This is a genomic window from Enterobacter cloacae complex sp. IR5402 (assembly GCF_049238125.1).
GTDB classification, from domain to species: Bacteria; Pseudomonadota; Gammaproteobacteria; order Enterobacterales; family Enterobacteriaceae; genus Enterobacter; species Enterobacter hormaechei_C.
In genome coordinates, this window is sequence record NZ_JBMKHO010000003.1 from 362,335 (window position 1) to 377,505 (window position 15,171).

12 protein-coding genes are annotated in these 15,171 nt (G+C 54.0%); 6 read left to right on the plus strand and 6 right to left on the minus strand.

Going from position 1 to position 15,171, the window contains the following annotated elements; translation table 11 throughout:
• The first annotated feature begins 246 nt into the window (after positions 1–246).
• The 4 genes from nagE (at position 247) to chiQ (ending at position 6,252) form a co-directional block, all read left to right on the plus strand.
• Complete coding sequence (nagE, locus tag ACOTXL_RS08025) at positions 247–2,196, plus strand: PTS N-acetyl glucosamine transporter subunit IIABC (protein WP_003858662.1); 1,950 nt, start codon at positions 247–249, stop codon at positions 2,194–2,196.
• A 169-nt stretch (positions 2,197–2,365) separates the two neighbouring features.
• Positions 2,366–4,033: a glutamine--tRNA ligase gene (gene glnS, locus ACOTXL_RS08030; protein WP_023315634.1), complete on the plus strand. Its 1,668-nt coding sequence runs from the start codon at positions 2,366–2,368 to the stop codon at positions 4,031–4,033.
• A gap of 447 nt (positions 4,034–4,480) precedes the next feature.
• The gene (gene chiP / locus ACOTXL_RS08035) at positions 4,481–5,878 is read left to right on the plus strand and encodes a chitoporin ChiP (protein ID WP_023315635.1); all 1,398 of its coding nucleotides are present in this window, start codon (positions 4,481–4,483) and stop codon (positions 5,876–5,878) included.
• 47 nt (positions 5,879–5,925) lie between these two features.
• Positions 5,926–6,252, plus strand: a complete 327-nt coding sequence (gene chiQ / locus ACOTXL_RS08040) for a ChiQ/YbfN family lipoprotein (RefSeq protein WP_045350624.1) — start codon at positions 5,926–5,928, stop codon at positions 6,250–6,252.
• Between the two features lie 142 nt (positions 6,253–6,394).
• On the opposite strand, the gene fur is transcribed toward chiQ, so the two are convergent.
• The 4 genes from fur to ybfF all read right to left on the minus strand — a co-directional run bounded on the left by fur (position 6,395) and on the right by ybfF (position 9,008).
• Positions 6,395–6,841 carry a ferric iron uptake transcriptional regulator gene (gene fur, locus ACOTXL_RS08045; RefSeq protein WP_003858655.1) on the minus strand — a complete coding sequence of 149 codons (447 nt, stop codon included), beginning with the start codon at positions 6,839–6,841 and terminating at the stop codon, positions 6,395–6,397.
• A gap of 291 nt (positions 6,842–7,132) precedes the next feature.
• A complete protein-coding gene (fldA, locus tag ACOTXL_RS08050; RefSeq protein WP_003858653.1) occupies positions 7,133–7,663 on the minus strand; it encodes a flavodoxin FldA in 531 nt (176 codons plus the stop codon).
• A gap of 155 nt (positions 7,664–7,818) precedes the next feature.
• Entirely contained in the window at positions 7,819–8,106 is a 288-nt protein-coding gene (ybfE, locus tag ACOTXL_RS08055) for a LexA regulated protein (RefSeq protein WP_003858652.1), read from the minus strand.
• A 128-nt stretch (positions 8,107–8,234) separates the two neighbouring features.
• Complete coding sequence (gene ybfF, locus ACOTXL_RS08060) at positions 8,235–9,008, minus strand: esterase (RefSeq protein WP_003858651.1); 774 nt, start codon at positions 9,006–9,008, stop codon at positions 8,235–8,237.
• A 183-nt stretch (positions 9,009–9,191) separates the two neighbouring features.
• Between ybfF and seqA the strand changes: the two genes are divergently transcribed.
• Positions 9,192–9,737 carry a replication initiation negative regulator SeqA gene (gene seqA, locus ACOTXL_RS08065; RefSeq protein WP_003858650.1) on the plus strand — a complete coding sequence of 182 codons (546 nt, stop codon included), beginning with the start codon at positions 9,192–9,194 and terminating at the stop codon, positions 9,735–9,737.
• 24 nt (positions 9,738–9,761) lie between these two features.
• Positions 9,762–11,402: a phosphoglucomutase (alpha-D-glucose-1,6-bisphosphate-dependent) gene (pgm, locus tag ACOTXL_RS08070; RefSeq protein WP_003858649.1), complete on the plus strand. Its 1,641-nt coding sequence runs from the start codon at positions 9,762–9,764 to the stop codon at positions 11,400–11,402.
• 103 nt (positions 11,403–11,505) lie between these two features.
• Here the strand turns inward: pgm and potE are convergent, their stop codons facing one another.
• Together potE and speF are read right to left on the minus strand one after the other, a co-directional pair.
• The gene (gene potE, locus ACOTXL_RS08075) at positions 11,506–12,819 is read right to left on the minus strand and encodes a putrescine-ornithine antiporter (RefSeq protein WP_045350548.1); all 1,314 of its coding nucleotides are present in this window, start codon (positions 12,817–12,819) and stop codon (positions 11,506–11,508) included.
• Positions 12,816–15,014 (minus strand): ornithine decarboxylase SpeF, encoded by a 2,199-nt coding sequence (gene speF / locus ACOTXL_RS08080; RefSeq protein WP_045350547.1) that lies wholly within the window; start codon positions 15,012–15,014, stop codon positions 12,816–12,818. Before speF ends, potE begins: the two co-directional genes overlap by 4 nt.
• Between the last annotated feature and the right edge of the window lie 157 nt (positions 15,015–15,171).

Sequence of the window (15,171 nt, forward strand, 5' to 3'; positions counted from 1 at the left end):
CCGGATCAATCCGTCTTGATTTTTTGAATGATAAAATAAGTTTTCGTCGTTAGCCAGTGACAGGGAGGGTTTAATACGATATTTGGTGACAATAATCACAAAAAATAGGTGTTTAATTTGCGATACGAATTAATTTTTCACACACTCACACTGCCAGTGAATCATCAACTGTATCTATCGTTCGTGACACAATAAAAACATAGTTTATGCGCGAGTCTTAACAAAGGGTCTCGTAGGGGGAATAGGATGAATATTTTAGGTTTTTTCCAGCGCCTCGGTAGGGCTTTGCAGCTCCCTATCGCCGTGCTACCGGTTGCAGCATTGCTGCTGCGATTCGGGCAACCCGATCTTCTTAACGTGCCGTTTATTGCCCAGGCAGGCGGCGCAATTTTTGACAACCTGGCGCTGATTTTCGCCATCGGTGTGGCGTCAAGCTGGTCAAAAGACAGCGCGGGTGCCGCGGCACTGGCAGGGGCTGTCGGTTACTTCATCCTCACGAAAGCGATGGTAACCATCAATCCTGAAATCAACATGGGTGTGCTGGCAGGTATCATTACTGGCCTGGTGGGTGGCGCCGTGTACAACCGTTGGGCAGGTATCAAACTTCCTGACTTCCTGAGCTTCTTCGGCGGTAAACGTTTTGTGCCGATTGCGACGGGCTTTTTCTGTCTGATCCTCGCCGCCATCTTTGGCTACGTTTGGCCACCGGTGCAGCATGCTATCCATGCGGGTGGCGAGTGGATCGTGTCTGCGGGCGCAATGGGCGCGGGCATCTTCGGTTTCATTAACCGTCTGCTGATCCCAACCGGTCTGCATCAGGTACTGAACACCATCGCCTGGTTCCAGATTGGTGAGTTCACCAACGCGGCCGGCGCGGTATTCCACGGTGATATCAACCGCTTCTACGCAGGCGACGGCACCGCGGGCATGTTCATGTCTGGCTTCTTCCCAATCATGATGTTTGGTCTGCCTGGCGCGGCGCTGGCAATGTACCTGGCTGCGCCGAAAGCGCGTCGCCCAATGGTTGGCGGGATGCTGCTGTCCGTTGCGATCACCGCCTTCCTGACCGGCGTGACCGAGCCACTGGAATTCCTGTTCATGTTCCTGGCTCCGCTGCTGTATCTGATGCATGCGATCCTGACCGGTATCAGCCTGTTCGTCGCCACCCTTCTGGGTATCCATGCTGGCTTCTCCTTCTCCGCAGGCGCCATCGACTATGTGTTGATGTACAACCTGCCGGCGGCAAGCAGCAACGTCTGGATCCTGATGGTGATGGGCCTGATCTTCTTCGTTATCTACTTCGTTCTGTTCAGCGCGGTTATTCGTATGTTTAACCTGAAGACGCCTGGTCGCGAAGATACGAAAGATGATGTTGTGACCAGTGAAGCCAACAGCAATACCGAAGAGGGTTTAACCCAACTGGCAACCAGCTACATTGCCGCTGTGGGTGGCACCGACAACCTGAAAGCGATCGATGCCTGTATTACCCGTCTGCGTCTGACCGTAGGCGACTCCGCGCGCGTGAGCGATGCGATGTGCAAACGCCTGGGTGCGTCTGGTGTGGTGAAACTGAACAAACAAACCATCCAGGTTATCGTGGGTGCGAAGGCCGAATCTATCGGCGATGAAATGAAAAAAGTGGTTGCCCGTGGGCCGGTCGCTGCCGCCTCAACGGATAACGCGCCAGTGGCTGACGCGCCGGTTGCAAAACCGCAGGCTGTGCCAAACGCGGTGACCATCGCTGCGCTGGTTTCTCCGGTGACAGGTGACGTTGTTGCGCTTGAACAGGTGCCTGACGAAGCGTTCGCCAGCAAAGCGGTCGGTGACGGCGTGGCGGTGAAACCAACGGACAAAACCGTGGTCTCTCCGGCTGCCGGTACTATCGTGAAAATCTTTAACACCAACCATGCGTTCTGCCTGGAAACGGAAAAAGGCGCGGAGATCGTTGTCCATATGGGTATCGATACCGTTGCGCTGAACGGCCAGGGCTTTACTCGCCTGGTGGAAGAGGGTGCTGAAGTGGCGGCAGGCCAGCCGATTCTGGAAATGGATCTGGACTTCCTGAATGCCAACGCGCGCTCCATGATAAGCCCCGTCGTGTGCAGCAACATCGACGACTTCAGCGGTCTGGTGATCCAGGCGCAGGGGCAGGTAGTTGCAGGCCAGACGCCACTGTATGAGATTAAAGGCAAGTAATCGCTCCTGAGTAGAGTTATGCCTTTAGTGGCGGGGGATATCCTCCGCCGCTTTTTTTTGCAGCAATTGCCCCCATTATTTTCTTCCGGGACGTTTTAAGGGTTGTCACTACGTCCGGCTTATAAGATCATATGCCGTTATACGTTGTTTACGCTTTGAGGAATCCACGATGAGTGAGGCAGAAGCCCGCCCGAGTAACTTTATTCGTCAGATCATCGATGAAGATCTGGCCAGTGGTAAGCACACCACAGTCCACACGCGTTTCCCGCCGGAGCCAAATGGCTACCTGCACATTGGTCACGCCAAATCGATCTGCCTGAACTTTGGTATTGCGCAAGATTACCAGGGGCAGTGCAACCTGCGTTTCGATGACACCAACCCAGTAAAAGAAGACATCGAATACGTTGAGTCGATAAAAAACGACGTGCAATGGCTGGGCTTCAACTGGTCTGGCGATATCTGCTACTCCTCAGACTATTTCGATCAGCTGTATGCCTACGCGGTTGAACTGATTAACAAAGGTCTGGCATACGTCGACGAATTGTCAGCTGACGAAATCCGTGAATACCGCGGTACGCTGACTCAGCCTGGTAAAAACAGCCCGTTCCGCGATCGTAGCGTGGAAGAGAACCTGGCGCTGTTTGAAAAAATGCGTGCCGGTGGCTTCGAAGAAGGTAAAGCGTGTCTGCGTGCCAAAATCGATATGGCGTCTCCGTTCATCGTGATGCGCGATCCGGTGCTGTACCGCATTAAGTTCGCTGAACACCACCAGACCGGTAACAAGTGGTGCATCTACCCGATGTACGACTTCACCCACTGCATCAGCGATGCGCTGGAAGGCATTACGCACTCTCTGTGCACGCTGGAATTCCAGGACAACCGTCGTCTGTACGACTGGGTGCTGGATAACATCACCATTCCTGTGCATCCGCGTCAGTACGAGTTCTCTCGTCTGAACCTGGAATACACCGTGATGTCCAAGCGTAAGCTGAACCTGCTGGTCACCGACAAGCACGTTGAAGGCTGGGACGACCCGCGTATGCCGACCATCTCTGGCCTGCGTCGTCGTGGCTACACCTCGGCGTCCATTCGTGAGTTCTGCAAACGTATTGGCGTCACCAAGCAGGACAACACCATCGAAATGGCGTCTCTGGAATCCTGCATTCGTGAAGACCTGAACGAAAACGCGCCGCGCGCGATGGCAGTGATCGATCCAGTGAAACTGGTTATCGAAAACTATCCGCAGGGCGGAAGCGAACAGGTCTCGATGCCTAACCATCCGAACAAACCGGAAATGGGCACCCGCGACGTGCCGTTCAGCGGTGAAATCTGGATCGATCGCGCCGACTTCCGCGAAGAAGCGAACAAGCAGTACAAGCGTCTGGTGCTGGGCAAAGAAGTGCGTCTGCGTAACGCCTATGTGATCAAAGCAGAGCGAGTAGAGAAAGATGCGGAAGGTAACATCACGACCATCTTCTGTACGTACGACGCAGAGACGCTGAGTAAAGATCCGGCGGATGGTCGTAAAGTAAAAGGTGTAATCCACTGGGTGAGCGCGCAGCATGCGCTGCCGGTTGAGATCCGTCTCTACGATCGTCTGTTCAGCGTGCCTAATCCAGGCGCTGCGGAGGACTTCCTGGCGGTCATTAACCCTGAGTCTCTGATTATCAAGCAGGGGTATGCCGAGCCGTCTCTGAAAGCCGCTGAAGCCGGTAAAGCGTTCCAGTTTGAACGTGAGGGTTACTTCTGCCTGGACAGCCGTTACAGCACGGCAGAAAAACCGGTATTTAACCGTACCGTCGGTCTGCGTGATACCTGGACTAAGATCGGCGAATAATAACGCTGCTCTGGTCAATGAGAAACAAACGCCGCGTAATGCGGCGTTTTTTTATTTAACGATCATGTCGTTAAGCATCGGGATAATCATTTAAACCCAACATTCCAGGTCAATGTGGTGCTACTTATTTTATTTAAAAAAAGTTTGTTGTTTTCCAAAAACAGAAACACTGAAAAATATATTCACAATATCAATGTTACTTACTGAAAATTAGCGCATTCCCCCGCCAGTACTCGCTTCCCGGTAAATGTTACAAAGCACTACGAAATATGTGCTCTTCGTCATAATCCTGACTTTTGCCTGATTAAAAGCATTGATAATTCGCGTCGCGAAAAATAACCTAAAGACGGTAGTTAATTCGAGGGTATTTCTGACTACCCCTGACCACTTGGTCTTTTCTGTTTTTCGCCGTTTAAGGCGTTTTAATTCGTCAAAGAGGAATAATCTATGCGTACGTTCAGTGGCAAACGTAGTGCGCTGGCGCTTGCTATCGCCGGTGTGACAGCAATGTCGGGCCTGGTGGTTGCGCCAGAGGCAAAAGCAGCAGGTTTCATCGAAGATTCCACCCTCACGGGCGGTATTTATTACTGGCAGCGTGAGCGTGACCGTAAAGACGTCACTGAAGATAAATACAAAACCAACCTTTCTCACTCGACCTGGAACGCCAACCTTGATTTCCAGTCGGGATATGCCGCCGATATGTTCGGGATCGATATTGCAGCGTTCACCGCAATTGAAATGGCCGAAAATGGCGACAGCGGCCATCCGAACGAAATTGCGTTCTCCTCCAGCAATAAAGCCTACGACGAAGACTGGTCCGGCGATAAAAGCGGAATCAGCCTGTATAAAGCGGCTGCAAAATTCAAATATGGTCCGGTCTGGGCGCGCGGAGGTTATATCCAGCCAACCGGTCAGACGCTGTTAGCGCCGCACTGGAGCTTTATGCCAGGCACCTATCAGGGGGCGGAAGCCGGTGCTAATTTTGACTACGGCGATGCGGGGGCGTTGAGCTTCTCCTATATGTGGACCAACGAGTACAAAGCGCCGTGGCACATTGAGATGGACAAGTTCTATCAGAACGATAAAAAAACCAAAGTTGATTATCTCCACTCGCTGGGAGCGAAGTACGACTTTAAAAACGATCTGGTGCTGGAAGCTGCATTTGGTCAGGCTGAAGGCTATATCGATCAGTACTTTGCTAAAGCCAGCTACAAATTTGATATCGCGGGTAGCCCGCTGAGCACCAGCTATCAGTTCTACGGTACGCGCGACAAGGTCAGTGATGGCAGCGTAAATGATATCTATGACGGCACCGCGTGGTTACAGGCGCTGACCTTCGGCTACAAGGTAGGTCAGGTTGATTTGCGTCTGGAGGGAACATGGGTCAAGGCAGAAGGGCAGCAGGGTTACTTCCTGCAACGTATGACGCCTACCTACGCCTCCTCTAACGGTCGTCTGGATATCTGGTGGGATAACCGCTCTGACTTTAACGCCGACGGCGAAAAGGCGGTCTTCTTCGGGGCAATGTATGACCTGAAAAACTGGAACCTGCCCGGCTGGGCAGTGGGAGCATCCTACGCGTACGCCTGGGATGCGAAGCCCGGGGATATGGCAACGCCAGACGCGTACTACGATCCGAACTACCGTCTGAAAGAGTCTTCATACAGTCTGGATGCGATTTATACCCTTCAGGAGGGCCGTGCGAAAGGCACGATGTTCAAACTGCACTTCACCCAGTATGACAACCACTCCGATATCCCGAGCTACGCGGGCGGCTACGGCAACATCTTCCAGGATGAACGTGACGTGAAATTCATGGTCATTGCGCCATTTACCATCTTCTGATGAATGCTGCGGCGGGCGGTGTCCCGCCGTTATGGAGACTGAACATGATGAATAAAAGGGTAATCGTTGCGTTGCTGACCTTCGGGCTGGTGGCATGCGCGCAGGATCAGGTGCCGAAAGAGGACTCCCGTCTGAAAGAGGCCTACAGCGCGTGCATCAATACCGCACAGGGTTCACCTGAGAAGATTGAGGCCTGTCAAAGCGTGCTGAACGTGCTGAAAAAAGACAAAGCCCATGAGCAATTCGCCACGCAGGAAAACGTTCGCGTAATGGATTACCAGGCCTGTATTCAGGCGCGTAAAACCGGTAACGATCAGGAAGTGGCGAAGCGTTGCGATAAGATCTGGAACGAGATACGCAATAACAATAAATAAGTTGCTTTACACCCGGTGGCGCAGCGCTTACCGGACCTACAACGGTGTCACAGCCCGTAGGCCCGGTAAGCGCAGCGCCACTGGGCTTTTTCCAGGCAAAAAAAAGCCAACCTCACGGCTGGCTCAGAGTATGAACACTCACTTATTTTGCGTCGTGCGCATGTTCATTTTCGCGGCAATCACCTTCAGCGCAGTGACCGTACAGGTACAGGCTGTGGTTGGTCAGGCGGATGCCATGACGGGCGGCGATTTCACGCTGGCGCGATTCAATGGAATCATCGCTAAATTCAATGACCTTGCCACAGTCGAGGCAGATCAGGTGATCGTGGTGGTGCTGCTGAGTCAGCTCGAACACGGATTTACCGCCTTCGAAATTATGACGAGTAACAATGCCCGCGTCATCAAACTGGTTCAGCACACGATAGACGGTTGCCAGCCCAATCTCTTCACCCATATCGATAAGACGCTTATAAAGGTCTTCCGCACTGACATGGTGATTGTCTGGCCCCTGAAGCACTTCAAGGATTTTTAACCGAGGAAGCGTTACTTTCAGGCCAGCTTTCTTTAATGCGGTATTGTTGTCAGTCATGCGGAATCTGTCCTGTTGCTAAACGATTCACTTCAAAAGAAGAAGTGACAGAAAATGCACTTGGGATAATGCGTCTCATTATAGAACTGCCATGGCTAAATGAAAACTGCAAGTCTCAAGCAAAGTATGCTTATAAAAACGTGGTATCACCAACAAACTTGTTCGATGGCACCCACTTTTTACCAGGGGGATATTGTACAGGTCTGGGCGAAAAAGTTAAAAGTTTGTAGCAATTAATTTAATCGGTTTTACCTGGAAAACGGGCGCAACCGGAGTTGCGCCGCAGGGATATCAGGCGTTAAGGATATCGTCCAGGTTCAGCTCTTCACGAACCTGCTTAACCCATTTTTCTACACGCTCAGCGGTCAGCTCTGGCTGACGGTCTTCATCAATGGCCAGGCCAACGAAGTGATCGTCATCTGCCAGACCTTTGGAAGCTTCGAAATGGTAACCCGCCGTTGGCCAGTGACCGACGATCGCCGCACCGCGTGGCTCAATGATGTCGCGAATAGTGCCCAGCGCATCACAGAAATACTCAGCATAGTCTTCCTGATCGCCACAGCCAAACAGGGCAACCAGCTTGCCGTTGAAGTCTACTTCTTCCAGCGTCGGGAAGAAATCGTCCCAGTCACACTGTGCTTCACCGTAGTACCAGGTGGGGATGCCCAGCAGCAGGATGTCATAGCCCTCGAGATCTTCTTTGCTGCTCTTGGCGATGTCATGCACATCAGCAACGTCTTTACCGAGCTGTTTTTGAATGTTTTTTGCGATATTTTCAGTATTGCCGGTATCACTGCCAAAGAAAATGCCGATGATTGCCATGAGTAAAATAACCTCTTGAAACTTAATGGTATGGTGGCGCAAATTGACCACGGATAAGGGCAATAATAGCAGAACAGGCAACCCTGCGGAAACAGCTATCACGCAGGACTGCACTCTGTGCTACATGAAAAAGGTAATATTGGGGATTTTCTGACTCACGCCTTGCCGCGTAACGTCTCAAGCTGGGCGATCAGCATCTCTTCGATCAGTTCGCTGCGGCTGATGTTGCGCGCGTCAGCTAACTCGTTAAGCGCATCGACGGCATCGGCATTCAGCTTCAGTTCGACACGCTTAAGCCCACGATTTTTATCGCGTTTAAGCTGGTTGCGTTTATTGATACGCAGCTGTTCATCGCGCGAAAGCGGATTCGTTTTCGGTCGTCCCGGTCGACGCTCATTCGCGAACAGATCTAGTGTCGTACGGTCCGTTTGTTCTTTGGCCATGATTCTGAGACTTCGGGGGAAACACGCCGCCCTGCTAATGCCCGGGCGATAAGCGCGCCATCATACATCACCCAAATCCACACGCCAACGACTGGAAGCCCGTCGTCTTCCGGTCGCTGGCTTTTTAATCAATTCGCTGTATCAGTAAGATAGCGGCGAATGGCGCGCAGGACGGCATCCGGTTTTTCCGCGTGTACCCAGTGCCCGGCACCCGCAATGACGTGAGCGCGAGCCTGCGGGAATTGCGCCAGCAGCGCGTCACGGTACGCGTCAGTGACGTAAGGGGAGTTGCCGCCGCGAATAAAAAGGGTAGGGTGCGGCCAGGCGGGGACGGCTTCCCAGCCCACAATATGCGAATACTGATCCCACAGCACCGGGACGTTAAAGCGCCATTGCCCGTCAACAAACGATTTCAGCAGGAACTGGACCACGCCTTCTTCATCAAGATGCTCGCGCATAACGGCAGCCGCCTGTTGGCGGGTTGCGACACCCGCTTCGGTGACCGCATTGATGGCGGCAAAAATCTCATCGTGACGGCGAACGTCGTAATTGACGGGCGCAACGTCGATGACCACCAGCCCGGAAATTCGCTCAGGTGCCAGCGCAGTGAGCGCCATCACCGCTTTACCGCCCATTGAATGCCCGATAAGCGTCGCTTTCTGAATATTATTCGCATCGAGGGTGTCCCGCAGATCCTGCGCCATGGCTGCGTATGTCATCTCCTCCGAGCGCCCTGAAAGACCGTGATTGCGCATATCAACCTGGAGGATCTCGTGATCGGTCACTAAATCGCGCGCCAGCACACCCAGATTATCCAGGCTACCAAACAGGCCGTGAACCAGTACGATGGGAGAATTATTGTTCGGCGATTGTGCAGTTTGCGCTCGGGTATTCAATTTCATGGCAAAGTTCTTTTTTTAGGTTTGTCAGGTTAGGGTATCATGTTGACCATTCTGCCGCCCGGGGGCAAGGATCCAGTTTAATCTGACTTTTGCCGCCAACCTGGTTTGACGCTATCCGCTGTTGGGATTTGACCTTATAATCTCAACGACTTGTATTCAGATAAGATATCGCACTGGATTAAGATGAAAACAATCGAAGTTGATGACGAACTCTATCAGTATATTGCCAGCCAGACGCGGCATATTGGGGAGAGCGCGTCCGACATTTTACGGCGCATGCTTAAAATTTCCGCCGCCTCACAGCCCACTCCTGTCACTAAAGATGTCGTGTCTCAGCCGAGCGTTGTTGCACAAGTAAAACCTGCCGTCATGCCGGCAAAGGACAAAGTGCGCGCGATGCGCGAGCTGCTGCTGTCCGATGAATATGCCGAGCAGAAAAAGGCCGTTAACCGCTTTATGCTGGTGCTGTCTACACTTTACTCACTGGATAACAACGCATTTGCAGAAGCGACAGAGTCGCTGCACGGTCGCACGCGCGTTTATTTCGCAGGCGACGAGCAGACCTTGCTGCAAAATGGCAACCAAACCAAACCCAAACACGTTCCCGGTACGCCATACTGGGTGATCACCAATACCAATACGGGCCGCAAGTGCAGCATGATCGAACATATCATGCAGTCCATGCAGTTCCCGGCGGAATTGATCGAAAAGGTTTGCGGTACAATTTAACCCTTGCATCAGAAGGACCAGGCAATGGCAAATCACAGCCGTGCAGGACAACCTGCGCAACAACGCGATTTGATTAACGTCGCTCAACTGACCGCGCAGTACTACGTGCTGAAACCGGTGGTGGGCAACGCAGAACACGCAGTGAAGTTTGGTACATCTGGCCACCGCGGCAGCGCGGCGCGCCACAGCTTTAACGAACCGCACATTCTGGCCATTGCTCAGGCCATCGCGGAAGAGCGCGCCAAAAATGGCGTCACCGGTCCGTGCTATGTAGGGAAAGATACCCACGCCCTGTCTGAACCTGCTTTTATCTCCGTGCTGGAAGTGCTGGCGGCGAACGGCGTAGACGTGATTGTTCAGGAGAACAACGGTTTCACGCCAACGCCTGCGGTGTCTAACGCTATTCTGGTACACAACAAAAAAGGTGGCGCGCAGGCTGACGGCATTGTGATCACCCCGTCCCACAACCCACCGGAAGATGGCGGCATCAAGTACAACCCACCAAACGGTGGCCCGGCGGATACCAACGTCACGAAAGTGGTGGAAGATCGCGCCAACGCGTTACTGGCTAACGGTCTGAACGGCGTGAAGCGTATCTCACTGGATGAAGCCATGGCCTCCGGCCACGTGAAAGAGCAGGATCTGGTTCAGCCGTTCGTGGAAGGGCTGGCGGATATCGTCGATATGGCCGCTATCCAGAAAGCCGGTCTGAAGCTGGGCGTGGATCCACTGGGCGGCTCCGGTATTGAATACTGGAAACGCATTGCCGAGCACTACAAGCTGGATCTGACCATCGTGAACGATCACGTCGATCAGACCTTCCGCTTTATGCACCTGGACAAAGACGGCGCGATCCGTATGGACTGCTCCTCCGAATGCGCAATGGCTGGCCTGCTGGCGCTGCGCGACAAGTTCGATCTGGCGTTTGCTAACGACCCGGACTACGACCGTCACGGTATCGTCACCCCGGCTGGGCTGATGAACCCGAACCACTACCTGGCTGTGGCCATTAATTATCTTTTCCAGCACCGTCCGCAGTGGGGCAAAGAGGTCGCGGTGGGTAAAACGCTGGTCTCTTCCGCCATGATTGACCGTGTGGTCGATGCGCTGGGCCGCAAGCTGGTGGAAGTGCCGGTGGGCTTCAAGTGGTTTGTTGACGGTCTGCACGACGGCAGCTTCGGCTTTGGCGGTGAAGAGAGCGCGGGGGCATCCTTCCTGCGCTTCGACGGCACCCCATGGTCAACCGATAAAGACGGCATCATCATGTGCCTGCTGGCGGCGGAAATCACCGCGGTCACCGGTAAGAACCCGCAGGAACATTACAACGAGCTGGCGGAACGTTTTGGTGCGCCAAGCTATAACCGTATCCAGGCTGGCGCCACGTCTGCGCAAAAAGCAGCTCTGTCAAAACTCTCTCCGGAGATGGTCAGCGCCAGCACCCTGGCAGGTGACCCGATCACCGCGCGTCTGACGGCGGCACCGGGTAACGGCGCATCCATCGGCGGCCTGAAGGTGATGACCGAAAACGGCTGGTTCGCCGCGCGTCCATCCGGTACGGAAGATGCGTACAAAATCTATTGCGAAAGCTTCCTCGGCGCTGAGCATCGTCAGCAGATTGAGAAAGAAGCGGTAGAGATTGTCAGCGAAGTGCTGAAAAACGCGTAAGTGGTGTTTGGTGCGGGCTGATGCCCTCACCCCGGCCCTCTCCCACGGGGAGAGGGAGAAAACACTAAAAACGGCAACCTCAGGGTTGCCGTTTTGCTTTTACCTAACTGTGCTTGTTCTTCAATTCAAATCTCGGCGACACCAGACCGTACAGCGTCCAGCCCATAAAGGTCACCATCGCACCATACAGCATCGCTTCCTGGCCGGAGGAATAGAGCGCATAGAAGCTGTAAATTGCACCAATCAGCGCCACAATATTGGCCGCACGGGCTTTGCGCGGATCAACCTTCGCCACCTTCTGAATAATCACCAGCGCCGCCATCGACAAAATGTACGGAATGATGTTCGTCACCACCGCCAGGTTGACCAGCACGTTAAACTGGCTGTTCAGTGACGGGCTGATGGTCATCAGCGACAAACCACTCTGGAAGATGACAATCGCCAGCATCCCTTGCACTGGCGCATCCGCTTTGGTCACGCGGGAGAAGATTTTCGGGAAATAACCTTCGTCAGCCGAGGATTTAAACACCTGAGCGATGGTGAACTGCCAGCCCAGCAGCGAGCCGCAGCAGGACATCACCATCAGTCCCATGATCACTTTCCCTACCTCCGGCGTAAACATCTGCGCAAACGCCAGCCCGAACGGCGCCGTGGAGTTGGCCAGATCCATGTTGGGCACAATTCCCGCAATCACGTTGGTCGAGACGATATAGATCACCGCCGCCCCCAGCGTCCCGCCGAGTACCGCGATCGGCACATTTTTCTCCGGGTTTTCCACCACTTCCGCATTCGCACAGGCTGACTCCAGCCCGAGGAAGGCCCACAGCGTCATGGCGATGGACGATCCCACGGCAGTGAAGAACGGTACGTGATGCGGATTCCAGGAGTTGGCGTACAGGGTCGGGCTGAACCAGAACCAGCCGATGATGCACAGGCCGACAACCGGGATGATCACGCCCCAGACGGTAATGCTGCTAAGTTGTCCGGTGATGCGCGCGCCGCCAAAGTTGGCGACGGTACAGATCCACAGCACGCCGATGGTTGCCAGCCCAATCTGCACCGGGGTCAGCGTCGCCCCAAACAGCTCCGTACTGTAACCGACAGCGGAAATGGCAATCGCCACGTTGGCGATCAGCAGCGACACGCCGTAGGTATAGTTCGCCATAAAGTTACCGGACTTACCGAACGCATATTCGGCATAGCCACCCATCCCGCCGGACTTGCGGCTGAACATTCCGCACTTGGCAAAGGCCCATGCCAGCGCCATCGAACCCACGGCGGTAACAAGCCAGGAGATAATCGAAATCGTCCCCACTTCAGCGAGCTTGGTGGGCAGCATGATGATCCCCGAACCCATCATATTCACCATGGTGAGAATAGTGAGTTGCACCACGCCCATCTTGTTGGCCTTACTCATAATTTTTCTCCTTTCAGCAGCGATGGCTGAGCGGCAGGTTGTTTGATGACGTAGCAGCGCACCTGTTTGCGACCGTCACACTCCTCGACGTAAACCCCCTGTAACTCCGGCGCAAAGCCCGGCAGCAGATTGATCCCGTCTTCCAGCGCGGCGAAGTAGCGCAGCACGGAACCGCCCCAGACTTCCCCCGGAACCACGCACAACACCCCCGGTGGGTAAGGCAGCGCGCCTTCCGCGGCGATACGGCCTTCCGCGTCGCGCAGGGACACCAGCTCGACCTCACCGCGCAGATAGGCATAGTTCGCCTCCTGCGGGTTCATCATGACGCGCGGGAAGTGAGACCTGCGGAACATCTCTTTTTGCAGCTGCTTCACGTTATGGCGGGCATAGAGGTCGTGCATCTCCTGACAAATCTGACGCAGGGTATAATCCGCATAACGTTCCGGATGTTGCTTATAAAGAGAGGGCAGAACCTCTTTCAGCGGCACATCGCTCTGGAGCAGTTTTTCGAAGCGCACCAGCTGGGCGACGAGCTGCTGCAATTTGCCCATGTCCTCCGCCGGGGTGAGCAGGAACAGAATGGAATTGAGGTCGCATTTTTCCGGCACGATGCCGTTTTCACGCAGGAAGTTGGCGAGGATGGTGGCGGGCACGCCGAAATCATCGTACTCGCCGGTGCGGGCGTTGATGCCTGGCGTGGTCAGCAGCAGTTTGCAGGGATCGATAAAATACTGATGCTCGGCATATCCCTCAAAGGCGTGCCAGCGTTCGCCCGGAACAAAATGGAAGAAGCGCAGATCGGTAGCAATCTCTGCCGTATCCCAGCTTTCCCATGGACGGCCATCCACCGTCTCTGGCACGAACGGACGAATAAACTGACAGTTCTGAAGGATCAGTTTCCGTGCTTCGATACCGGTTACCACGCAGTCCATCCACATGTTGCGCCCACTTTGCCCCTCGTGCATGCGGGCGTTGATATCCAGGGCGGCAAACAGCGGATAGAACGGGCTGGTGGAGGCGTGCATCATAAAGGCGTTGTTGAGGCGCTTATGCGGGACATAGCGCGCCTGGCCTTTTATATGGCTGTCCTTCTTATGGATTTGCGAGGTTTGCGAGAAGCCCGCCTGCTGCTTATGCACCGACTGGGTAACCAGAATGCCCGGATCGTTTTCGTTCAGCTCCAGCAGCAGCGGCGAGCAGTCGGCCATCATCGGGATAAACTGCTCGTAACCCACCCAGGCGGAGTCAAACAGAATGTAATCGCACAGGTGACCAATCTTATCCACCACCTGACGGGCGTTATAAATGGTACCGTCGTAGGTGCCCAGCTGGATCACCGCCAGACGGAAGGGACGTTCATCCCGCGCGCGACCAGGCGCGACCTCTGACACCAGTTCCCGCAGGTAACTCTCGTCGAAACAGTGTGCGTCAATACCGCCGATAAACCCGTACGGGTTGCGCGCCGTTTCCAGATACACCGGCGTCGCGCCTGCCTGTAACAGTGCTCCGTGGTGATTAGATTTATGGTTATTGCGATCGAACAGCACCAGATCGCCTGGCGTGAGGAGGGCATTGAGCACCACTTTGTTGGAAGAGGAGGTGCCGTTCAGCACGAAGTAGGTTTTATCCGCATTATAGACTTTTGCCGCATGCTGTTGGGCGATGCATGGCGCGCCTTCATGGATCAGCAGATCGCCCATTGCCACGTCGGCATTGCACAGATCGGCGCGGAAAAGCGTTTCGCCAAAGAAATCGACAAACTGGTTTCCGGCCGGATGGCGGCGGAAGAACTGGCCTCCCTGATGTCCGGGGCAGTCAAACGCACTGTTCCCCTGCTGGACGTAATCGACCAGCGCGCGGAAGAACGGCGGGCGGAGCTGGGTTTCGTACTTCTGCGCAGCCGCTTCAAGCTGGCGTCCGTAGTACGCATTGCTGGTGTCGGAGTACTCAAAAACGCCGTGAATACGCGACAGAAATTCAGCCGGAACCCTTTCTTCTTTATGCGTGGCAATAAACACCGGAATACCGAATCCCGTGGCTTCTATTTCTTCTATGGCGCCATTGAAAATATCGCTCACGGCCAGAACCACGGCTGCCACATCAATATAATCCGATGCGGTGATATCCACAATGTCGCGCGAAGTGGTAAAGCATTCAGGGCAGGCACGGCTGACGGCAATTTTTAACGTTTTCATCTTTATCTCTTTATTTCAGGCAATATGGGGCCCTCGACTTCTTGCGGTAAAGAAATCGATTATTTCCGGAAAAAAAAGCAAAGCGTGTCCGCTGATACGAAATCAGTTAATTGCTTTTTTGCTGAGTAGAATTCAGTCCGCCCGGTTGCGGAGAATC